This is a genomic window from Mycobacterium sp. NPDC048908 (assembly GCF_043197955.1).
Classification (GTDB): domain Bacteria; phylum Actinomycetota; class Actinomycetes; order Mycobacteriales; family Mycobacteriaceae; genus Mycobacterium.
Map to the genome: position 1 here is coordinate 209,730 of NZ_JBICUE010000002.1, position 20,136 is coordinate 229,865.

Consider the following 20,136-nt stretch of genomic DNA (forward strand, 5'->3'; position numbering starts at 1 on the left):
CGTCACATCAGGCAGTGGCGGGGGATTTCCTTTTGGCGCTCAGGCTGCAGCGCCCGGCTTCAGGTAGGTGACCAGATGCACGTCGATGTACTCGTCGGCGAACTTCTGCGCGCAGCCCCGCAGGTACTTCATGTAGTTCTGATAGACCTCTTCGGACTGAAGTTCGATCGCCCGTTGCTTGTTCGCCTCGAGAGCATCCGCCCACAGCGTCAGCGTCTGCACGTAATGCGAGCGCAGCGACATGACGTCGCGCAGGGCGAAGCCGGCCGCCTCACCGTGCACCCGCATCATCTGGGTCGACGGCAGGCGCGCGCCGGGGAAGATGTCCGTCACCATGAACTTGATGAACTTCAGCACATCGATCGACAGCGGAATGCCGCGCGCGCGGAACTCGTCGGGGTGGTAGCTGATGTTGCTCTGGATGGTCATCCGGCCGTCGTCGGGCAGGACTGAAAAGCACTTCTTGAAGAATTCGTCGTAACGCTCGAATCCGAAATGTTCGAAGGCCTCGATCGACATGATCCGATCGACGGGCTCGTCGAATTCCTCCCAACCGCGCAGCAATATGCGCTTGCTGCGGTCGCTGTCCACCCGATCGAGCAATTTCAGGCTGGCCGCATATTGGTTTCGGCTCAACGTCAGGCCGACGACATTCACGTCGTACCTTTCGATGGCACGTTTCAGCGTTGCGCCCCAACCACATCCGATGTCGAGCACGGTCATGCCGGGTTCCAGCTGCAGCCTGTCCAGGTGCAGGTCGACCTTCGCGTACTGCGCCTCCTCGAGGCTGAGGTCCCCGGATTCGAAATAGGCGCAGGAGTAAATTCGGCTGGGGTCTTGGAACAGGCCGAAGAAGTCGTCGGAGAGGTCATAGTGTGCGCCGATGTTGTCGAAGTTCTTGCGCATCTTCTCCGAGATGACTGCCGATTCCGACACCGCGCGACCTCCCTTGACCTGATTTCCAAGGTATATAACCGCAAATCCCCCGAGCGCGCCACACGCCGGGGGATTTGCTAACGGAGTCGAAACCGCCTAAGCGGCCGCCCCTGGCTTCAGGTACGTCACCAGGCTGACGTCGATGCTGTCATCGATGAAGTAGTACTGGCAGCCCTTCAAGTACCGCATATACCGGTGGAAGTTCTCCTCATCGGTCGCGGCGATGGCCGCGTCCTTATTGCGCTCGAGTCGGTCCGCCCAGATGCCGAGGGTCTTGATGTAGTGATTACGCAGCGAGATCGGCTCGGGCACGATGAAGCCGGCCTTTTCGCCGTGCTCGATCATCATCTGGGTGGTCGGGATCCGGCCGCCCGGGAAGATCTCGGTGATCATGAACTTGATGAACCGGGCCAACTCGAACGTCAGCTTCTTCCCGCGCTCGGCCAGATCGTACGGGTGGTAGCCCACGCTGCTCTGGATCGTCATCCGGCCGTCGTCGGGCAGGATGTCGAAGCACGTCTTGAAGAAGTCGTCGTAGCGTTCGAAGCCGAAGTGCTCGAAGGCCTCGATGGACACGATCCGGTCGACCGGGTTGTGGAACTGCTCCCAGCCCTCCAGTCGCACGTCGAAGGTGCGGTTGGTGTCGATTTTGGACAGTAGCTGGTCGCAGTAGGCCTTCTGGTTCTTGCTCAACGTCAGGCCGATGACATTGACGTCGTACTTCTCCATCGCCCGCTGCAGCGTCAGCCCCCACCCGCAACCGACCTCGAGCAGGGTCATGCCCGGTTTGAGGTCCAGCTTGTCGAGGTGCTGGTCGACGTTGGCGACCTGCGCCTCGGACAGCGTGACATTGGGCCCGGTGAAGAACGCGCAACTGTACTTGCGGGTCGGGTCCTGAAACACCCCGAAGAAGTCGTCAGACAGGTCGTAGTGCGCCTGGATGTCCTCAAAATGCGGCGTCATGTCCTTCGTGCCGGATGAATTGTCAGACATATTTCCCCTGGTTGGCCTTTCGTCGTGACCCGTTGGTGCTGCGACAAGCAGCCGTTCACGTATGAGTAGTGCTGACCGTACCCCCGGTACGGTCCGTCGACGTGCGAACACGCGTCTCAAGCCTGACACCCTAACGTTCAGCGGGGCCAGGACTGAAATCCGGCACTACTTCCGGCAGCGCTATTTGGCCAGCGTGAACTGGTTGACGTCGATGTAGCCGACCCGGAACCCTTTAGCGCAGCCCGTCAGGTAGTGCAGGTAGCGCTCGTAGACCTCTTCGGACTGCACAGCGATGGCCTCGTCCTTGTGCTCCTGCAGCGCCTCGGCCCAGCAGTCCAGGGTTCTGGCGTAGTGCGATTGCAGCGACTGGCGACGGGTCAGCTCGAAGCCGGCCTTGGCCGAGTGCTGCTCGACCTTTTCGATCGACGGGATCCGTCCGCCGGGGAAGATCTCGGTGACGATGAATTTCACGAACCGGGCGACGTCGAAGGTGAGCGGGATGCCGCGCTCGGCCATCTGAGGAAAGGTCAGACCCGTGATGGTGTGCAGCAGCATGACGCCGTCGTCGGGAAGCAGGCCGTAGGCCAGCTTGAAGAAGTCGTCGTAGCGGTCGAAACCGAAGTGCTCGAACGCGCCGATCGACACGATTCGGTCGACGGGTTCGTCGAACTGCTCCCAGCCCTGAAGCAGCACCCGCTTGCTGCGCGGACTGTCCGATTCCGCGAAAATTGTTTGTACATGCGCCATTTGGTTTTCGCTCAGCGTTAACCCGATGACGTTGACGTCGTACCGCTCGATCGCTCGCATCATCGTCGACCCCCAGCCGCAGCCCACGTCGAGCAGCGTCATACCCGGCTGCAGCCCGAGCTTGCCCAAGGCCAGATCGATCTTGGCGAGCTGGGCCTCTTCGAGAGTCATGTCGTCGCGTTCGAAATACGCGCAGCTGTACGTATGGCTGGGATCCAGCCACAGCCGGAAGAACTCGTCGGACAGGTCGTAATGCGCCTGGACGTCCGCGAAATGCGGCGTCAATTTATTGGCTCTATTGGCCATGGGTAGTGCCCTCCTGGCAGTTCAGAACCCAGCGGTGTCGCCGATGACGGCATTCAAGCCCTGAAGCACTCGACTCCAGAGAGCGTACGCGTCCAAATGATCTTCCGGCGCACTGCGAAGGTGTGCTAACCATTACTCAGCTTGGGCGAAGGTGGTCTTCAGCTCGCCCACAATGTCGTCCCACAATTCGCGGGGCAGGTCATGTCCCATGCCATCGAACAGCACCAACCGGGCGCCCTTGACCGCGCGAGCAATGGCGCGACCGCCGAAAGGGCGCATCAGCTTGTCGGCCTTCCCGTGAATGACGACGGTGGGCGCGCTGATCTGGCGGTCGTAACCGAGCAGGCTGCCGCTGCCGAGGATTGCGGCGAAGTGGCGGCCGATGCCAGCGGGATAGTAGGACCGGTCGTAGCCCTCGAGCGCCTCGGCCCGGATGCGTTCCTCGGGGGCCGGATAACCGGGGCTGCCCGTGATCCGCGTTACCCGGATCGCATTCTCGACGATCGCCTCGGCGGTCGTGCCCTTGGGCTTCTGCAGGATGGCGAGCAGTTGCTTGATGCCCGGCGGCGGCAGCAGTGGCTGGTTGTTGCTGGAGAAGATGATGGCCAGGGTGTCGGTGCGCACCCGGTGCCTTGCCGCGAACACCTGCGCGATCATGCCGCCCATCGAGGCGCCGACGATGTGCGCGGTGTCGATCTTCAGATGATCCAACAACGCGGCGGCATCGTCGGCGAGATCTTCCAGTGTGTAGGGCGCCGGGCTCTTCAGTCCCAGGAATGAGCGAACCATCCGCATCGGCAGGGGCATGCCGGAATGCTGGTGTCTGACCTTGGTCGACAACCCGACATCGCGGTTGTCGTAGCGGATGACCCGCAGACCCTGATCGACGAGCTTCTCGCAGAACTCCGTGCGCCACAACAACAATTGCGCGCCCAGGCCCATGATCAGCAGGACAGCGGGATCGTTCGGATCACCCATGTCCTCGTAGTAGATCTCGAGATCATTCGACCCTGGCGCGTGGTCGCCGGAGATTCGGCTCCGTGCTGTGCCGGAACGGATTTGCATTAAGCTTCGACCTCTTCGCTGTGTTCGCGGCTGACCTCGACCATGAAGTTCGCGAAATAACCGGTCAGCTGCGGATCGGACATCATCTGCCACTTCGGGGCGAGGAGCTTCATGTATCGCTCGACGTAGAGGAATTGCTTGCCGATCAGCACCAGCTCACGTGGCAGCTTCACGTCGTACACGTCGGCCAAAGCCGAGAGTTGACGCCCAATTTCGGCGTAACTCAGGTCACCGAGCGACTTCATGGTCAGCGGGGTGGCGAACTTCTCCAGGTCCTTGGCGGCCTGCGCCTCCGGCTTCATCGTGCCGACAGCGCCCATCAACACGACGATCTTGCCCGCCGCCGCGTGGTCCTTCTTGACCAGCAGCGCGTACACCAGTTCCCTGAGCAGCCAACGGGTGCGCGGGTCGATGCGGCCCATGATGCCGAAGTCGAAGAACACGATCTTGCCGTCGGGGTCGACGTACAGGTTGCCCGCGTGCAGGTCGCCGTGGAACAGCCCGTGCCGCAGCCCACCTTCGAAGACGCTGAACAACAACGCCTTCACCAGTTCGGTGCCGTCGAATCCGGCCTTACGGATCGCGGCGGCATCGTCGATACGGATGCCGCCGACGCGCTCCATCGTCAGCACCCGCTCGCTCGTCAGATCCCAATACACCTGCGGCACACGGATGTTCTTGCCGAGCGGCGAGGCGTGCATATGCGAAACCCACGCGTCCATCGACTGTGCTTCGAGCCGGAAGTCCAGCTCCTCGGCCAGGTTGTCGGAGAAGTCGGCAACAACGTCCTGCGCTGAGAGTCGCCGGCCGAGCTTGGCAAGCTCGACGATCTGCGCGCCGCGCTTGAGGATCTGCAGATCCGCGGCGACGCGGCGGCGGATACCCGGCCGCTGAATTTTGACCACGACCTCCTCGCCGCTGTGCAGCGTCGCGTAGTGCACTTGCGCGATCGAGGCCGATGCGAACGGCTTTTCCTCGAAGGTCTTGAACAGCTTGCTCGGCTCGTCGCCTAGTTCCTCCCTGAACAGCTTGTGGACTTCGTCGGCGTCCGCGGGCGGGACCGCGTCGAGCAGGCCGCGGAACTCGCGGCTCAAATGTTCGCCGAAGGCGCCAGGACTCGAGGCGATTATCTGGCCGAATTTGACATACGTGGGGCCAAGGTCGGCGAACGCTTGCGGGATCTCCTTGATGACCTTCTGTTGCAGCGAACCCTTACCGGCGAGCTTGGTGACGACTCGCGCGCCGGTGCGGGTTATCTGCCAACCCGTCGCGCCGATCCGGGCGACCTCGACCGGCAACGGAACCCGGTCCAGCTTGGCCACCTCGCGGTGTTTAGTCGTACTCATGGTTGCAGTGTCTCAAACGGCGGGTGCACGAGTCTAAATCGTGTGCACCCGGTCACAGTGCCTGGCTACGCCGAAACTGTATTCCGGCAGGCCGCTACTCGACATTTCTCCGCTGGAATACCGTTTCGGCGAAGGGCGGGCCGCCGCCTGAGCACTATGCGCAGAACGTGAACATCGCTGGTTATCCCGGCTGATGCGGACAACCACGACATGACTGTCGCCGCGCCGTAGCTTTCGCACGAAAACCACGTGTGAGGAGCGACTATGGCCACGCTGACGGAACCCACCCTGAGGCGCGTTGCGGCGGCCAGCTTCGTCGGGTCTGCCATCGAGTACTACGACTTCTACATCTACGGCACCGCCGCCGCGCTGGTGTTCCCGAAGGTGTTCTTCCCGCATCTTGGCGCCACCATGGCGACGATCGCGTCGATGGCGACCTTCGCCGCGGCGTTTGTGTCCCGGCCACTTGGGGCGGCTTTTTTCGGCCACTTCGGCGACCGCCTCGGCCGCAAATCGACGCTGATCGCCACCTTGTTGATCATGGGCCTGTCGACGCTGACCGTGGGTCTTGTCCCCGGCGCGGCGACCATCGGCATGGCCGCGCCGCTGATCCTGTTGACGTTGCGCCTCGTGCAGGGCTTCGCGGTCGGCGGCGAGTGGGCGGGCGCCGCGCTGTTGTCCGCGGAGTACGCACCGGCAAAGGCCCGTGGCCGCTACGGGATGTTCACGCAGATGGGCGTCGGCAGCGGCCTCGTGATGAGCAGCCTGCTGTTCCTGGCAGTGAACAAGACGATCGGAGAATCGAGTCCCGCGTTCATCCATTGGGGTTGGCGAATCCCGTTCCTGTTCAGCGCGGTACTGATCGCCATCGCGCTGTACGTGCGCTTGCACGTCGCGGAGACACCGGTGTTCGTCGAGCAGAAGACGCGTGAGACACCGCAGGGCACGCCGTTGGCGGCGCTGTGGGGCAATCAGCGGCGTGAGGTGATCCTCGCCGCGGGCAGCATGGTCGGCTTCTTCGCGCTCGGCTACATGGCCAATGCCTACCTGATGAGCTACGCCCATACCCGCGTTGGTTTTTCGCCCGATCTGATCTTGGCGGTCGGGCTGCTCGGCGGTGTGATCGTGGTGGTGTTCAACGCGTTGAGCGCCGTGCTGAGCGACACCTTCGGCCGCCGCAGGGTGATCGTGGCGGCGTTGGCCATCGGAGTCCCGTGGACGTTTGTGGTGCTCCCCCTGATCGACACGGGCGATGCGGCGTTGTTCGCCCTGGCCATGTTCGGCACCTACGCGATCGCCGCGAGCTCCTACGGTCCGATGGCGGCATTCATCCCGGAAATCTTCGGCACTCGGTATCGCTACAGCGGTGCGGGGTTTTCGCTCAACCTGGCCGGGTTGGTCGGCGGCGCAGTGCCGACCGTCGCCGCCGCGCCCCTTCAGGCGGCGTGGGGTGTGCCCGCGGTGGGCGCCATGATGGCCGGCGTCGTGGTGGTCAGCCTGGTGTGCACCGTCGCCCTACCTGAAACGAAAGGCGTTGCCCTGCAGAGGTAGCGAGCACAATGTGCAAAACGCAGAGATCGCCCAGAGCGCGACTTGCGAGCACAACCGCGACACAGCGAACACGGATCCGTAGTTTCGGTGCTGTGACAACGTCATAAACAACCAAACACCAACTCACACAGGAGAATTCACATGAACACCAACAAGTCCCGGTTCTTCACCAGGTTCATTACCGCGCCTGTTGCCACCGCAGGCATTCTCGGTGGCGCCGCAATGGGATTGGCCGCGGCCGCCAATGCGGACACCGGCCCTTCGGACCACGTCAGCGGCAGCTACTCTTCGGAGTTCCGGCCGAGCCACGACTCGTATCGCGAGTTCCATCCGTTCTTCTGGGATTTCTGGGGCTGGCACCACCACCGGGACCACTTCGGGTGGCGGCACGGCGGCTGATGCGACCTCCCTATCGCGCACTGAACCCCTTCTCGATGTATCGAGAAGGGGTTCAGTGCATTCGGCTATCGGGCGAAGGTGAGCTCGACTTCGTCGCGGCTGAGTTCCGGGTCGGTGCCGGGGACATACGTCGGCACGGTGTGGGCAGCGATGGTGCCCGCCTTGACTCTGGCCTTGGCCTGCACGAACTCTGGCGCCGGACCGGACACCGCGCTCAAGCCGTTGATCACCGACCACACCGCCGCCCGCCGCGCGGTCCGCTCGACGACATTGGGGTCGCGATGCTGGATGAGCTGCTTGGCCCACCGCGGCATGGTGTCGCGGATCGCCCAATCGACAGCGCTTTGCGGCGTCGGCAGATTCGGCCCGGTGGCCATCGCTGTGCCGTGCGTGACCGCCAGTCGAGGCAGATAGGACTTCAGGCAGTCCAGCGTCTCGGCTTTGGTGGCAGGCAGATCGGTACCGCCGAGTGCGTGGCCCACCCTGACGAATTCGCCGTAATACCGGTCAAGGGGCTTGCCTCGCAACGGGTTCGGGTGATACAGCTCGTGCGCGGTGGCCAGCCCCCACACCACCGTCGCGTAGTTCCAGCGCAGCCACTCGGGATCGTCGGCATCGTAGCGCGCGCCGTCGGGCCGGGTGCCCTTGATGGTGTGGTGCATGGCGCGCACGGTCTGGGCAAGGCGCTCGGCGGTCTCCGTCGACCCGTACGCCGTGCCGATGAAGAACGCGACCGAATGGCCGAGGCGCACCGCGGCACCCTTGGGATCGATCTCTGGGATCGCGGTTCCATCGTCGTCGCGCTTCACCAGCCGCGAATGATGCATGCCCATCCAATAGATCGACGGGTCGAGCCGTTCCATGTACGCCGCGCACTGCAACCCGAAGATCAGCGCGTGCATGTGCGAGTGCACGTGCCAGACGGCGCTGCCCGGCCCGAACCAGCCCGGGTCGCCGACCGGAGCCGCGAACTCCATGCCGCGGAAGAAGTTCTTGCGCACGGTCTGGTCGAACCGGTCGTTCAGCAGGTGTCCGACGAACTGGTGCGGAAGGAACACGTCCAAGCCCTTCTGTTCTGGTTACGGTTGTGACCAGAATACATTTTGGGTACGGGTGTCACCAGATCTAGGCTGTGGGGATGTCGAGTCCGACCCGGTGGGCGGGCGTGCCCATCGAGGACCGCCGTGCCGAACGGCGTGTGCTGCTGGTCGAGGCGGCGTTCCGGTTGTTCGGCGACGGTGGCGAGGCTGCGGTGTCGGTGCGCTCGGTGTGCCGCGAATCCGGACTCAACAGCCGGTATTTCTACGAGAGTTTCGCGGACACAGACGATCTGCTCGGCGCCGTCTACGACGACGTGAGTGCGCAGCTCGGCGCGCAGGTCGAAGCGGCGATCGAGAAGGCCGGGAAGTCGCTGCGGGCGCGCACACGGGCGGGCATCGCGGCGGTGCTCGGGTTTTCGTCGGCCGACCCGCGCCGCGGGCGCGTCCTGTTCACCGACGCCAGGGCCAACCCGGTGCTGCAGGCCCGCCGGGCAGCGACGCAGGACCTGTTGCGCGAAAGCGTGCTGACCGAGGGGTGGCGGCTCAAACCGGGTTCGGACCCTGTCGCGGCTCACGTCGGCGCGGCGATGTACACCGGCGCGATGGCCGAGCTTGCCCAGCAGTGGCTCGCCGGGCAGCTCGGCGATGACCTGGATCGCGTCGTCGACTTCGCGCTCGGCTTCGTGTTGCGGTAGCCAGGCGAGCGGACGCCTGACCCGGTGTCACATCATCGAGCTGATGCGCTCGTCAACGCCGAGTAGCGCCTTCCCGAGTACCTCGTAGCCGACGTATTCGTTCAGCCCGGCGTGGCGCGCAGCGGTGTTGGCGTCTCGCCAGTACTGGTGCATGAGGCTGCTTTCGGCGAACGCGGCGGCGCCGTGAACGTTCAGCAGGGTCTGCATGCCGTCCAACACCTGCTGTGCCGCGTAGCCGCACTCGGCCCGCGCCTGCGCCCGGTATCCGTAGGAGACTTCGGATCGATTGGCCACCGCGCTATCGAGATCATCGGCGATCCGGTAGGCATGCAACTCCGCGGTGCGCAACTTCAGCGCCGCCTGCGCGACTTGGATCTGCACGCCGACCGAATCGCTCTGCCGGGCAAAGGAGGTGTGGTGCATCGACTTCGCCGGGGCCTGTTCGACGGCCAGCGTCAAGGCGGCCCGCCCCAAGCCCAGCAGTGTGCCGATCAGGGGGAAGATCGCGACCTGCCCGAACGGCAGCTTGCCGCCCGATCCATCGCTCAGCGGGGACACCGGGATCATCCGGTGTTCGGGGACGAAAACGTCGTCGGCTACGTATGTATTGCTGCCGGTGCCCCGCATCCCCACGGTGTGCCACGTGTCTTCGAGCACAAGCTCCGCGGTCGGCACGATGCAGAAATATGCATCGGGCGGCTGGGCGTCGTCGTCGGCCACGGTCGCGGCCAAGGCCGCCCAGGTGGCATGGGGTGACCCCGATGCGTAGCCCCAGCGCCCGGTCAGCCGCAGACCGCCGTTTTCGCGGCGGGCCGGGTTCGGCATGCCGCTGCCCGCGAACCGAGCGTCGGGGTCGGCGAAGATCTCCTGCTGCAACCGGTCCGAACCGTGGGTGGCCGCCCACGACGATGTGGTGGCAAGCCCGACCACCCATCCCGCGGAGCCGTCGGCCTCGGCGAGGGTTTCGGTGATCCGCAAGGTGGTCCGAAGATCGATCGGATACCCGCCGAACTTGCGCGGCTTGTTGAGTTTGAATAACCCGGCGGTGGTGAGCGCTTCGACCACCTCGTCTGATTGCTTACGCTGAACTTCGCTGTCGGCGTGGTGCTTTCGCAACAGCGGCTGCAATTTCGCGGCCCGATCCACCAGTTCGGATTGTGTCGGCCCTGTCCCGCGTTCGATCGTCGTCGTCATGCAGGGGTCAACCCCGACAGCGGGTGCGAGCGTTCAAACCCGATGCAGTGACCTTCGTCACAGCGGCGGTGCGACTCACGCTGTCGGCGAGAGGCATTCAGGACAGGGCGACGATCACCGACCGCTGACGTCGGCGGCAGGCTTCCATCGCTTGATGAAATCGGTCTCCGGCCATTGCTCGTAGGCGGCCATCAACTCGTACATCGTTGCACGGTCGATCGATTCGCGGATGATGTCGGCGTGCCCCGCGTGCCGAGTCAACTCCTCTATCAGATGCAGTGCGACCCAGCGCACCGACCAGTGCTCGACGTCCTTCGGGAACCAAGGCACTTCGTGCGGCACCGGCACCTGGGTGTCGAGGTCGACCTCGGCGATCACCCGCAGGGTTTGTTCGCTGCGCTTCTGCAGTTCGTCAAGCAGATCGGCGAGGGTCTCGTCGTCACGCATCACGTACTGGTCGGCGTATTCCGCCATGATCTCGTCCATCGGCCGCTCGTCGCGTGGCGGGAAGTCCGGCGCTGCGGCGGCGCGTTGCGCCCAGCCCTTCTGGACGCCCGCCGCGTGTTTGATCAGACCGCCGATCGACAGCGAACTGACCGACGGTGTCGACCGGGCTTGTTCATCGGTCAGCCCGAAAGCCACCGAGAAGAATGCGTTCTGGTTGAACTTCAGGAATTCGAGCAACGTCTGCCGCTCATCGGAGGCGGGCGGGGGCATTCCTGGCATCGTCACTTTCCCTCTCTGTTGATGGTGTGAACGTAAAGGTCCCTGATACAAGCAATTTCGGCGCCGTGATGGATGGCTTCGCGATTGATGTGCAGCACGAGTTCGGCCATCGAATGTTCCGCCCACGGGCCTTCGGCGGGGCCGACCGGGCGCGCAAGACTCTGCGCGTCCAGCCCGCGCACTCCTGAGATCCAGTTCTGGTATGCGTCATCGAGTTGCCGCAGCGCGGTTTGCGCGTCGGTGGCATAGCTCCATGACTGGTAGTCGGCGGCGGGGCCGCCGAAATGGGAGTGGTTGCGCATCGCGAACACGCCGACGATGACGTGAGCCAGCCGCCACGCGATGGTGGTGAATGGCGTGGGCTGTGGCTCGGGGAAGGCGAAGTCGATCGAGCCGTCGGGATGCACGGTCCAGCAGTCGGGAACCGGTTGCCAGAAGTATTCGTCGTCGGTGAGTCCATCGAGCCGAGGGCGCAGTTGGTGCGCCCAGTGATAGTCCAGTTGGTCGGCCAGTTCGGCCGTCACATCGCTCATGCAGTACAGCCTGACAGAGATATAGGACAGGTTCTGTCCTATGACTGTGTCAATCTGATGGGGTGTCCGAGACGACGAGCCGACTGCTGCAGATGCTCGGGTTACTGCAGTCGCGCCGGGTGTGGACCGGTGAGGAGCTGGCGCAGCGACTGGCCGTGACAACGCGCAGCGTGCGCCGCGATGTGGAACGGCTGCGCGACCTCGGCTATCCGATACATGCCAGCAAGGGCCACGGCGGCGGCTATCAACTCGCCGCAGGCACGTCATTGCCACCGCTACTGCTCGATCCCGACGAGGCGGTCGCGATGGCGGTGTGCCTGCGACTGGCCGCCGGCGGCAGCGTGGCAGGTGTCGGCGAGTCGGCGCTGCGTGCACTGAGCAAGCTCGATCAGGTGATGCCGGCGCGGTTGCGCATTCAGGTCGCGGCCGTGCAGCAGGCAACTGTCACACTCCCGTCGAACTCGCCGGATTCGCCTGTCGAACCCGACGTGCTGATGACGCTGGCGCGGGCCTGCCGCGACCACGAACATGTCAACTGCGGCTACGTGGACATCAGAGGCAACGCCACCGATCGACGACTCGAGCCCTATCAGCTGGTGACGACCGGTAGACGGTGGTACCTGCTGGCTTACGACCGCGACCGGCAGGACTGGCGAAGCCTGCGGCTGGACCGGATGGCCGACGTGCACGCGCTCGGCAGCACATTCACCCCGCGACAGGCGCCCGACGCGGCGACCTACGTGCGGCGATCGATCAGCTCCTCGCCGTACCGCTATATCGCCCGCGTGCGCTATTACGCGCCTGAACACGTTGTGGCGCAGCACTTTTCGCCGTCGTCGGTGACCATCGAATCGGACGGTCCCGATGCCTGCATCCTCACCGCCGGTGCGGATGATCCCGAGCGCATGGTGTTCTACCTCGCGCTACCGGGCTGCGAGTTCGAAGTGCTCGAACCACCGGAAGTGATCAGGGCGGTGGGCTCGTTGGCCGAGCGGTTACGCCACGCGGCGGGTTAGACGGTGATGCCGAGTCGGTCGGTGAGGACCAGGAACGCGACGGCGAAGTCGTTGTCGGCGGTGCTTTCGCGGACCTGATTCCAATTCACCCGTTCGCGGACGGCGCGCACGCCCGGCAGCAGCGCCGCGAAGTCGCAATGGTGCTCGTTCAGCGAGGACAGCTTCTCGGACACCACCAGTGTCGGCGCAAGCACCGGCATCGCGATCGCCAGCACCTCGATGACTTCTGCGCCGCTGATCGTGGCTGGGGTGACCTGCACGTCGTTGAGCCGATGCAGGACGTCCACCACGACGTCGCCAGCGCAGGCCTTGAACAGCCAGTCTTCCGGTGGGCGATCGATCCTGAAGCCGGCCTCCTCGAGGGTCTTCGCCGCGGTCTCGGCGTCGTCCTCTGCGACGACGAAATCCACGTCGTGCACGGGTTCGGGCCCGCCGTGCACCCACAGCGCATAGCTGCCCGCGAGCGCGAACTCGGGGCCCTGGGCCTTGAGCGCCGACGCGGCGCGCTTGAGCGCGTCGCGCAACTCGTCATTTCGGCCGAGCACATCGGAAGCCGTCATCGTGGGTATGGAGTACCCATGGGCATCCGAATGGCCACCTTCAACATCTTGCATGGGCGCAGCGTGCACGACGGGGCAGTACATCTCGACAGACTCGCGGCCTCGATCAAGGAACTGGACCCGGACATTCTGGCGCTGCAGGAGGTCGACTGTGACCAACCGCGGTCGGGAAGGGCCGACCTCACCGCGGTTGCCGCTGAGGCCATGGGCGCTGTCAGTCACCGGTTTGTCGCGGCGATCTCCGGTACGCCCGGAGCCACGTGGATGGCTGCCACCGGCCGTGAACAACCCGGCACCGCGGCCTACGGCATCGCCTTGCTGTCGCGGTTCCTCGCTGAGAGCTGGCAGGTCGTGCGTCTACCGCGCATTCCGGTGCGGTTCCCGATGTACCTGCCCGGGCCGGGCCGCGTGCAGATCGTGCACGAGGAGCCGCGGGCGGCGATGATCGCCCGCCTCGACACGCCGCTGGGCCCGCTGACCGTCGCCAACACCCACCTGTCGTTCGTGCCGGGGTGGAACCGGGTGCAGTTGCGACGGTTGGTGCGGGACCTGCGTGGCTTCCCGGGCCCGCGGTTCCTGATGGGCGACTTGAACATGACGCCGCCGACGCCGCGCCGCTGGACCGCATTGCGTCCGCTGGGGGAGGCGACGACCTTTCCTGCCGACGAGCCGTGTAATCAGCTCGACCACATCCTGACCGAGGACCGTGAGATACGCGTCGAGGGGTGCTCGGCGCCGCGGCTGCCGATCTCCGATCACCGCGCGCTCGTGGTCGATATCTCTCGCGGGTGATCTGATCATCGCCCGCCGCAACGGTCTGCGACCGCCGTAGGGTTTGGGCGTGCACGTCACCTCCGCGGAGTCGACGGAGCTTTTCGTCGGGCCCGCCGACAATCCGCTGCAACTAGTGCGCGTCGGCTACACCGGTGACGGCGGCGAAATCACGGTCAGCGGCGATGGTCTCGCCGGATCGGCCCGCGTTGCGGCGGGTGACGGCAGCGTCGAGTTCGCCGTCCGAGTCGACTCGCCGGCGCCCGGCGAGCAGCGGACCGCTCGGGCCGGTGGCATGCCGTTCGTGTTCACCGTCGCGGAGCCTGGCTGGACGCTGTACATGATCAGCCACTTCCACTACGACCCCGTCTGGTGGAACACGCAGGCGGCCTACACCAGCGTGTGGACCGAGGACCCGCCGGGCCGCTGCCGTCAGACCAACGGGTTCGCGTTGGTGCGCGCACATCTTGAGATGGCGCGTCGCGAGCCGGAGTACAAGTTCGTGCTGGCCGAGGTCGACTACCTCAAGCCGTACTGGGACACTCACCCCCAAGACCGCGAGGATCTGCGTCGGTTCCTCGCCGACGGTCGTGTCGAGGTGATGGGCGGCGCGTACAACGAGCCGAACACCAACCTGACGAGTGCCGAGACGACGATCCGAAACTTTGTGCACGGTATGGGTTTTCAGCGCGACATCATGGGGGTCGCCCCCGATACCGCGTGGCAGCTGGACGTCTTCGGGCATGACCCACAGTTTCCAGGGATGGCCGCGGACGTCGGGTTGACGTCCAGTTCGTGGGCCCGCGGCCCGCACCACCAATGGGGCCCGGTCGCGGGCGGCGGCGATCCGCGGCGCATGCAGTTCTCCAGTGAGTTCGAGTGGATCGCGCCGTCCGGGCGTGGACTGTTGACGCATTACATGCCCGCGCATTATTCGGCGGGCTGGTGGATGGACTCGTCGGCGACGCTTGCCGAGGCCGAGCAGGCGACCTACGAGTTGTTCACGACGCTGAAGACGGTGGCGCTGACCCGCAATGTGCTGCTGCCCGTCGGCACCGACTACACCCCACCCAACAAGTGGGTCACCGACATCCACCGCGACTGGAACGCGCGCTACACCTGGCCCCGGTTCGTCTGCGCGCTGCCTCGCGAGTTCTTCGCCGCCGTGCGAGCCGAACTCGCGCAGCGCGGCGTCGAGGCGTCGCCGCAGACCCGGGACATGAACCCGATCTACACCGGATGTCACGTGTCCTATATCGACACCAAACAGGCCAACCGCGCCGCCGAAGACGCGGTGCTGGACGCCGAACGGTTCGCGGTGTTCGCCGGGTTGCTCGGCGGGGCGACGTATCCGCAGGCGGCGATGGCGAAAGCCTGGGTGCAGTTGGCCTACGGCGCCCACCACGACGCGATCACCGGGTCGGAGTCCGACCAGGTGTACCTCGACCTGCTCACCGGGTGGCGTGACGCATGGCAGCTGGGGGTTACCGCCCGCGACAACGCACTGCGGCTACTCTCGAGCGCCGTCGATGCTTCGGTGGTGGTATGGAACCCGTTGGCGCACAAGCGGTCCGATGTGGTGACGGCGCGGCTGTCCCATCCGCTCGGCGAGCAGGTACGGGTGCTGGGCGCCGACGGTGCCGAGATCCCCGCGCACGTCGAACACGGCGGCACGTCGGTGAGCTGGCTGGCCCTAGATGTGCCGTCCGTCGGCTGGCAGTCCTACCGGCTGCTCGCCGGCGGCCAGTCGCCGCGCTGGGAACCGTTGAGCGGCACTGCTATCGGCAACGACAGCTATCGATTGTCGGTCGATCCGTCGCGCGGCGGCGGAGTCCTCTCGCTGGTCGAAGTCACCTCAGGTCGCGAGCTGATCGCCGACGGCCGAGTCGGCAACGAGTTGGCCGTGTACGACGAATACCCAGCGCATCCCGAGGCCGGCGAGGGGCCGTGGCACCTGCTACCCAAGGGGCCCGTTGTCGCCTCGTCCGCGGAGCCGGCGTCGGTGCAGGCCTACCGCGGGCCGCTCGGTGAGCGGTTGGTGATTCGGGGCCGCATCGCAGACGTGTTGCGCTACAAACAGATTGTCACGTTGTGGCGGGGTGTCGCACGTGTGGACTGCCGCACCACCGTCGACGGATTCACCGGTGCCGACAAACTGTTGCGGCTGCGCTGGCCGTGTCCGGTGCCCGGTGCGGTGCCGGTGAGCGAGGTCGGCGACGCGGTGATCGGCCGCGGTTTCGGCCTGATGCATGAGCGCGGCGCCGCTGCGGCCGTCGACTCCGCGCAGCATCCCTGGACGCTGGACAACCCCGCGTTCGGTTGGTTCGGGTTGTCGTCGGCGGCACGCGTGCGCGTCGGTGATCAGGTGCGTGCGGTGTCGGTCGCGGAGGTGGTGTCGCCCGCGGAAACGGCGTCGGCGCCGCTGGCGCGCGGCTTGATGGTCGCGCTGGTCCGTGCCGGCGTCACCGCCACCTGCAGCAGTGCGGACAAGCCGCGCTACGGCGACCTGGCCGTCGACTCGAATCTGCCCGATGCGCGGATCGCGCTCGGCGGCCCGGAGCAAAACGAGTTCACCGCAGCGGTTCTCGCCGATGCCGAGCCGCTCTACGCCGAAGACTTCAAGCGTCAGCTCGATAGGCGAGGGGTCGCCAGGGTGTGGGTACCGGCTGTATCGCCTCTGACGGACCAATGGGTGCCCGGCGCAGACCTTCGCGGCGTGCGCGCGCTGCCGGTGTTGATCGTCGCGGGTGCGGACCTCGAGGAGGCCGTCGGCGCAGTCGTCGAAGATCTCGCGGACTTCGAGATCGAGGTGGGCCAGTCCGCGCCATCGGCGATCGAGCACTTCGAGTCCCGCACCGTCGCGGTGGTCAACCGCGGGATGCCCGGCTTCTCGGTCGACCCCGATGGCACGCTGCACATGTCGTTGATGCGCTCGTGCACCGGGTGGCCGTCCGGCACATGGATCGACCCGCCGCGACGTACCGCACCGGACGGTTCGAACTTCCAGTTGCAGCACTGGACGCACACGTTCGACTACGCGGTGCTCTCCGGGGACGGTGACTGGCGGCAGGCGGACGTCCCGGCTCGCAGCGCGGAATTCTCTCGCCCGCTGCTGACGGTGGCCGAAAACCACAGGGCAGCAGGCGGTCTGCCGGCGTGGGGATCGCTACTGGAGATCGAGCCTGCCGGCAAGGTGGCACTTGGTGCGCTGAAGGCGGCGGGCAATCCGTTGGCCGCGGGGAGCGGACAGCATGTCGACCCTGCAGACGGCGTGGCGATCAGACTCGTCGAAACGTGCGGGGGGACTGCCGATGTGGTGGTTCGCTCGGGACTGCGGCGGATCACCGCAGCGGCGCGGGTCGATCTCCTCGAGCAGCCCCGGCTGCAGGGGATGGCCTCGGAAACGTTGACGCTGCATGGCTATGAGATTGCCACCGTGCTGGCTCGGCTCAACATGCCGCAGGTGCTCGACGCGGACCACACGCAGCTCGCGCCGGAGGCTGAAGCCGCGCAGCCGCTGTACGCACGCTACTGGCTGCACAATCGGGGTCCCGCAGCCCTCGGCGGTCTGCCCGCCGTCGCGCATCTGCACCCGCAACATGTGGCCGTCGCGCCGAATGCACGAGTGCCGCTTCGCCTCACAGTGGCAAGCGACAGCAGCGACGCGGCGCTGCACGGCAAGGTGCGGCTGCTGTGTCCGACCGGATGCCGCGTGGAGCCGACGGAACTGCCCTTCGTGCTGCCACCGGGTGAGCACCTCAACACCGACGTTGTGCTGACGGTGTCGCCGGACGCACCGCACGGATTACTGCCGGTGCGGGCCGAACTGGCCGTGACGGGAAGCGACGCGGCGTCGATACCGCCGTCCTGGCGCCAGATGGTCGAGGATGTGTGCGTGGTGTCCGTCGACGCCGGAGACGACCATCTCCTGAAGCTGGTCAGCGGTCCGGAGTCGGTGGAGTTGTCGGCGGGGCAGACCGGGCGGTTGGCGGTCACCGTCGGCACCGACGCGCATGCCGACCTGGCGGTCGAGGCGCATCTGATCAGCCCGTGGGGAACGTGGGAGTGGATCAGACCCGCGGCCGTCGGCCGCGAATTGCCTGCCCGCGGAACGCTCGAACTCGGCTTCGACGTCGCCCCGGCTGCGTGGACGGAACCCGGCGAGTGGTGGGCGCTGATCCGGTTGAGCTGCGCGGGACAGCTGCTCTATTCGCCTGCGGTGAAGGTGGCGGTGCGGTGAGCCCGACCAGAAGCACCGCAATCGCCGCGACCGTTGGCGGCGTGCCGGTCACGGTCGACGAGGTCGACGTCCGCGAGGAAACGCTGCGCGGGTCGCGAATCTCCTCGGCGCTGCCACGCCGTGGCACAAGTGAGGGAAGACAGTTGCGCCGCTGGCTGACGCAACTGATGGTCACCGAGCGGGTGGCCGCGGCGGAGGCGACGGCGCGGGGGCTGACCGCCGACGACGCGCCGGTGGAAAGCGAAGTGCTGCCGGACACCACGGCGCGGCTGGAGATGGGCAGCGTGGCGGCCGCGGTGCTGGTCGATCCGCTGGCGCGTGCCTTGTTCGTCAGCGTGACCGCGGACGTCGACGTCACCGAGGCGCAAGTGGGCGACTACCGAAAGCGCAACCCGCGGCGTTTCGACAACGACGCCGAGATCGCCGCGCACCTGCTCGGCGCCGCCAGGCGCCGTGCGTTCCGGTTGTGGCTGGATGCCCGGTGCGCCGAATTGGTAACGCTTGCAGCTGGTTACGAGCATCCCGGCGACCCACGTCAACCCGACAACACCCACAGGCACTGATGGACGTCACGCTTGCGCTCGACATCGGTGGCACCAAAATCGCCGCCGGGCTCGTCGACCGGGCAGGGACGCTGCTGCATCACGCCAAGCTGCCGACGCCGGACGGGGACGCCGAAGCGGTGTGGACGTTAGTCGACACGCTGGTCACCGAGGCCCTTGCCCAGGCCGGCGGAACGGTGCGGGGCGTCGGTATCTCGTCGGCCGGCCCGATCGACTTGCCGACGGGGACCGTCAGCCCAATCAACATCGTTGAGTGGCAACGGTTTCCGATCGTCGAGCGGGTGACGGCCCTGACCGGAGCGCCCGTCAGGCTCGGCGGCGACGGACTGTGCATGGCGTTGGGGGAGCGGTGGCGTGGCGCGGGCCGCGGTGCCCAGTTCCTGCTCGGCATGGTGGTGTCCACCGGCGTCGGCGGCGGCCTCGTCCTCGACGGCGCGCCATATGACGGGCGCACCGGTAATGCCGGCCACGTCGGCCACGTCGTCGTCGAACCCGACGGTGCACTGTGTTCCTGCGGGGGCAGGGGCTGCGTCGAAACCATCGCCGGGGGCCCGCGGATGGCGCAGTGGGCCCGCGAAAACGGTTGGCAGGCACCACCGGAGGCCGACGCGAAGGAACTCGCAGACGCCGCCAATGCAGGCGACCCGGTGGCTCTGCAGGCGTTCCTGCGTGGCGCGACAGCCCTGGCGGCGATGATCGCGTCGGTCGGAGCGGTGTGCGACCTCGATCTGGTGGTGATCGGAGGCGGCGTGGCCAAGTCCGGCGGACTTCTCTTCGACTCGGTGCGCGAAAAGCTGGCCAGCCTGGCCCGCCTCGACTTCATCCGCGAACTGCGCGTGCTGCCCGCCGAACTGGGCGGCGAGGCGGGCCTGGTCGGCGCGGCGGCGCTGTTCGACGCCTCCGGCGGACTAGCTGCCTGACCCGCCGAACGGCGGAGCCTTGTCGCCGGGCACCGCCTCGGGCGTCGACAGAGTCGCCGAGTATTGGACCGTCGCGGTTTCCCCGGTCGTCATGCCGCCTTTGGACACGACCGTCGCCGGATGTGTGCTCACCCCGCCCGAGGTGGCGGTCAGCACGGCAAGCGTCAGCACAGCACCGCCGCCGACGACCGCCGCGCAGATCTTGAATCGTGCGGCGGCGAAGTGGAAAACCGACATCGTTGAGCACCCTTCGTTGGATGTGGCGTAGACCACACCGACCTAACTCGGAGAAGGGTCTTATGGCCAGTCCATAATTCCTTTTCGTTACCAAAACGTGATCTTCGCGCGGCCCGAGGCCTCGCGAGCGACCGCTAAATGCCGCACAGCGCCGGCGTGTTGCGTACAGACACGGTCACTCGCGGGAAGTTGGGGGCGGCTGGGCGGCTGGGCAGCATCGTTTTGGCTGATCGGCGGGTAGCAGGCTATTCTTGACCGGTTCCACCAGAGACCGTCGGTCACCAAGCAATTGGTTGAA

General features: G+C 65.9%; 19 protein-coding genes. 8 read left to right on the plus strand and 11 right to left on the minus strand.

From position 1 onward, the window contains the following. Positions 1–39: 39 nt before the first annotated feature. From ACGFK1_RS05550 to ACGFK1_RS05570, 5 genes are all read right to left on the minus strand, one after another. Positions 40–936, minus strand: a complete 897-nt coding sequence (locus ACGFK1_RS05550) for a cyclopropane mycolic acid synthase family methyltransferase (RefSeq protein WP_393426849.1) — start codon at positions 934–936, stop codon at positions 40–42. A 96-nt stretch (positions 937–1,032) separates the two neighbouring features. After that, entirely contained in the window at positions 1,033–1,929 is an 897-nt protein-coding gene (locus tag ACGFK1_RS05555; protein ID WP_393426852.1) for a cyclopropane mycolic acid synthase family methyltransferase, read from the minus strand. Positions 1,930–2,109: 180 nt separating this feature from the next. Further along, the gene (locus tag ACGFK1_RS05560) at positions 2,110–2,982 is read right to left on the minus strand and encodes a cyclopropane mycolic acid synthase family methyltransferase (RefSeq protein WP_393426855.1); all 873 of its coding nucleotides are present in this window, start codon (positions 2,980–2,982) and stop codon (positions 2,110–2,112) included. Between the two features lie 132 nt (positions 2,983–3,114). After that, entirely contained in the window at positions 3,115–4,047 is a 933-nt protein-coding gene (locus ACGFK1_RS05565) for an alpha/beta fold hydrolase (protein WP_393426858.1), read from the minus strand. Beyond that, positions 4,047–5,393, minus strand: a complete 1,347-nt coding sequence (locus tag ACGFK1_RS05570; protein WP_393426861.1) for an ABC1 kinase family protein — start codon at positions 5,391–5,393, stop codon at positions 4,047–4,049. Before ACGFK1_RS05570 ends, ACGFK1_RS05565 begins: the two co-directional genes overlap by 1 nt. 288 nt (positions 5,394–5,681) lie before the next feature. Here ACGFK1_RS05570 and ACGFK1_RS05575 point away from each other — a divergent pair, with 288 nt between their 5' ends. Continuing rightward, positions 5,682–6,944, plus strand: a complete 1,263-nt coding sequence (locus tag ACGFK1_RS05575) for an MFS transporter (RefSeq protein WP_393427859.1) — start codon at positions 5,682–5,684, stop codon at positions 6,942–6,944. 141 nt (positions 6,945–7,085) lie between these two features. Then, on the plus strand, positions 7,086–7,343 hold the full coding sequence (locus tag ACGFK1_RS05580; RefSeq protein ID WP_393426864.1) for a hypothetical protein: 258 nt from the start codon (positions 7,086–7,088) through the stop codon (positions 7,341–7,343). Positions 7,344–7,408: 65 nt separating this feature from the next. Here ACGFK1_RS05580 and ACGFK1_RS05585 read toward each other — a convergent pair whose 3' ends face one another. Continuing rightward, on the minus strand, positions 7,409–8,401 hold the full coding sequence (locus ACGFK1_RS05585) for an oxygenase MpaB family protein (protein WP_393426867.1): 993 nt from the start codon (positions 8,399–8,401) through the stop codon (positions 7,409–7,411). A gap of 80 nt (positions 8,402–8,481) precedes the next feature. Between ACGFK1_RS05585 and ACGFK1_RS05590 the strand changes: the two genes are divergently transcribed. Further along, positions 8,482–9,078 carry a TetR/AcrR family transcriptional regulator gene (locus ACGFK1_RS05590; RefSeq protein ID WP_393426870.1) on the plus strand — a complete coding sequence of 199 codons (597 nt, stop codon included), beginning with the start codon at positions 8,482–8,484 and terminating at the stop codon, positions 9,076–9,078. Positions 9,079–9,105: 27 nt separating this feature from the next. Here ACGFK1_RS05590 and ACGFK1_RS05595 read toward each other — a convergent pair whose 3' ends face one another. The 3 genes from ACGFK1_RS05595 to ACGFK1_RS05605 form a co-directional block, all read right to left on the minus strand. Further along, complete coding sequence (locus ACGFK1_RS05595) at positions 9,106–10,272, minus strand: acyl-CoA dehydrogenase family protein (RefSeq protein ID WP_393426873.1); 1,167 nt, start codon at positions 10,270–10,272, stop codon at positions 9,106–9,108. Between the two features lie 114 nt (positions 10,273–10,386). Next, positions 10,387–10,998 carry a DinB family protein gene (locus tag ACGFK1_RS05600; RefSeq protein ID WP_393426876.1) on the minus strand — a complete coding sequence of 204 codons (612 nt, stop codon included), beginning with the start codon at positions 10,996–10,998 and terminating at the stop codon, positions 10,387–10,389. Between the two features lie 2 nt (positions 10,999–11,000). Further along, positions 11,001–11,531, minus strand: coding sequence for a DinB family protein (locus ACGFK1_RS05605; RefSeq protein ID WP_393426879.1), 531 nt, complete (start codon positions 11,529–11,531; stop codon positions 11,001–11,003). 62 nt (positions 11,532–11,593) lie between these two features. Here ACGFK1_RS05605 and ACGFK1_RS05610 point away from each other — a divergent pair, with 62 nt between their 5' ends. Continuing rightward, positions 11,594–12,547, plus strand: a complete 954-nt coding sequence (locus ACGFK1_RS05610; RefSeq protein ID WP_393426882.1) for a helix-turn-helix transcriptional regulator — start codon at positions 11,594–11,596, stop codon at positions 12,545–12,547. Here ACGFK1_RS05610 and ACGFK1_RS05615 read toward each other — a convergent pair. Further along, entirely contained in the window at positions 12,544–13,107 is a 564-nt protein-coding gene (locus ACGFK1_RS05615) for a hypothetical protein (RefSeq protein WP_393426885.1), read from the minus strand. The genes ACGFK1_RS05610 and ACGFK1_RS05615 overlap by 4 nt on opposite strands. A gap of 24 nt (positions 13,108–13,131) precedes the next feature. Here ACGFK1_RS05615 and ACGFK1_RS05620 point away from each other — a divergent pair, with 24 nt between their 5' ends. From ACGFK1_RS05620 to ACGFK1_RS05635, 4 genes are read left to right on the plus strand one after another with little or no spacing between them, the layout of a single operon-like run. Further along, positions 13,132–13,899: an endonuclease/exonuclease/phosphatase family protein gene (locus tag ACGFK1_RS05620; RefSeq protein WP_393427860.1), complete on the plus strand. Its 768-nt coding sequence runs from the start codon at positions 13,132–13,134 to the stop codon at positions 13,897–13,899. A gap of 49 nt (positions 13,900–13,948) precedes the next feature. Then, positions 13,949–18,118, plus strand: coding sequence for an NEW3 domain-containing protein (locus ACGFK1_RS05625; protein WP_393426888.1), 4,170 nt, complete (start codon positions 13,949–13,951; stop codon positions 18,116–18,118). Then, entirely contained in the window at positions 18,115–18,681 is a 567-nt protein-coding gene (locus ACGFK1_RS05630) for a malonyl CoA-ACP transacylase (protein WP_393426891.1), read from the plus strand. The genes ACGFK1_RS05625 and ACGFK1_RS05630 overlap by 4 nt, the downstream gene beginning before the upstream one ends. Next, complete coding sequence (locus ACGFK1_RS05635) at positions 18,681–19,601, plus strand: ROK family protein (protein ID WP_393426894.1); 921 nt, start codon at positions 18,681–18,683, stop codon at positions 19,599–19,601. Before ACGFK1_RS05630 ends, ACGFK1_RS05635 begins: the two co-directional genes overlap by 1 nt. On the opposite strand, the gene ACGFK1_RS05640 is transcribed toward ACGFK1_RS05635, so the two are convergent. Further along, positions 19,590–19,838 (minus strand): hypothetical protein, encoded by a 249-nt coding sequence (locus ACGFK1_RS05640; protein ID WP_393426897.1) that lies wholly within the window; start codon positions 19,836–19,838, stop codon positions 19,590–19,592. The genes ACGFK1_RS05635 and ACGFK1_RS05640 overlap by 12 nt on opposite strands. Positions 19,839–20,136: the final 298 nt, after the last annotated feature.

Coding starts and splice junctions, on each gene's coding strand:
- ACGFK1_RS05600 (WP_393426876.1), bottom strand. CDS start 10,998: ATGCCAGGAATGCCCCCGCCCGCCTCCGATGAGCGGCAGACGTTGCTC.
- ACGFK1_RS05590 (WP_393426870.1), top strand. CDS start 8,482: ATGTCGAGTCCGACCCGGTGGGCGGGCGTGCCCATCGAGGACCGCCGT.
- ACGFK1_RS05595 (WP_393426873.1), bottom strand. CDS start 10,272: ATGACGACGACGATCGAACGCGGGACAGGGCCGACACAATCCGAACTG.
- ACGFK1_RS05560 (WP_393426855.1), bottom strand. CDS start 2,982: ATGGCCAATAGAGCCAATAAATTGACGCCGCATTTCGCGGACGTCCAG.
- ACGFK1_RS05615 (WP_393426885.1), bottom strand. CDS start 13,107: ATGACGGCTTCCGATGTGCTCGGCCGAAATGACGAGTTGCGCGACGCG.
- ACGFK1_RS05605 (WP_393426879.1), bottom strand. CDS start 11,531: ATGAGCGATGTGACGGCCGAACTGGCCGACCAACTGGACTATCACTGG.
- ACGFK1_RS05565 (WP_393426858.1), bottom strand. CDS start 4,047: ATGCAAATCCGTTCCGGCACAGCACGGAGCCGAATCTCCGGCGACCAC.
- ACGFK1_RS05635 (WP_393426894.1), top strand. CDS start 18,681: ATGGACGTCACGCTTGCGCTCGACATCGGTGGCACCAAAATCGCCGCC.
- ACGFK1_RS05640 (WP_393426897.1), bottom strand. CDS start 19,838: ATGTCGGTTTTCCACTTCGCCGCCGCACGATTCAAGATCTGCGCGGCG.
- ACGFK1_RS05555 (WP_393426852.1), bottom strand. CDS start 1,929: ATGTCTGACAATTCATCCGGCACGAAGGACATGACGCCGCATTTTGAG.
- ACGFK1_RS05570 (WP_393426861.1), bottom strand. CDS start 5,393: ATGAGTACGACTAAACACCGCGAGGTGGCCAAGCTGGACCGGGTTCCG.
- ACGFK1_RS05580 (WP_393426864.1), top strand. CDS start 7,086: ATGAACACCAACAAGTCCCGGTTCTTCACCAGGTTCATTACCGCGCCT.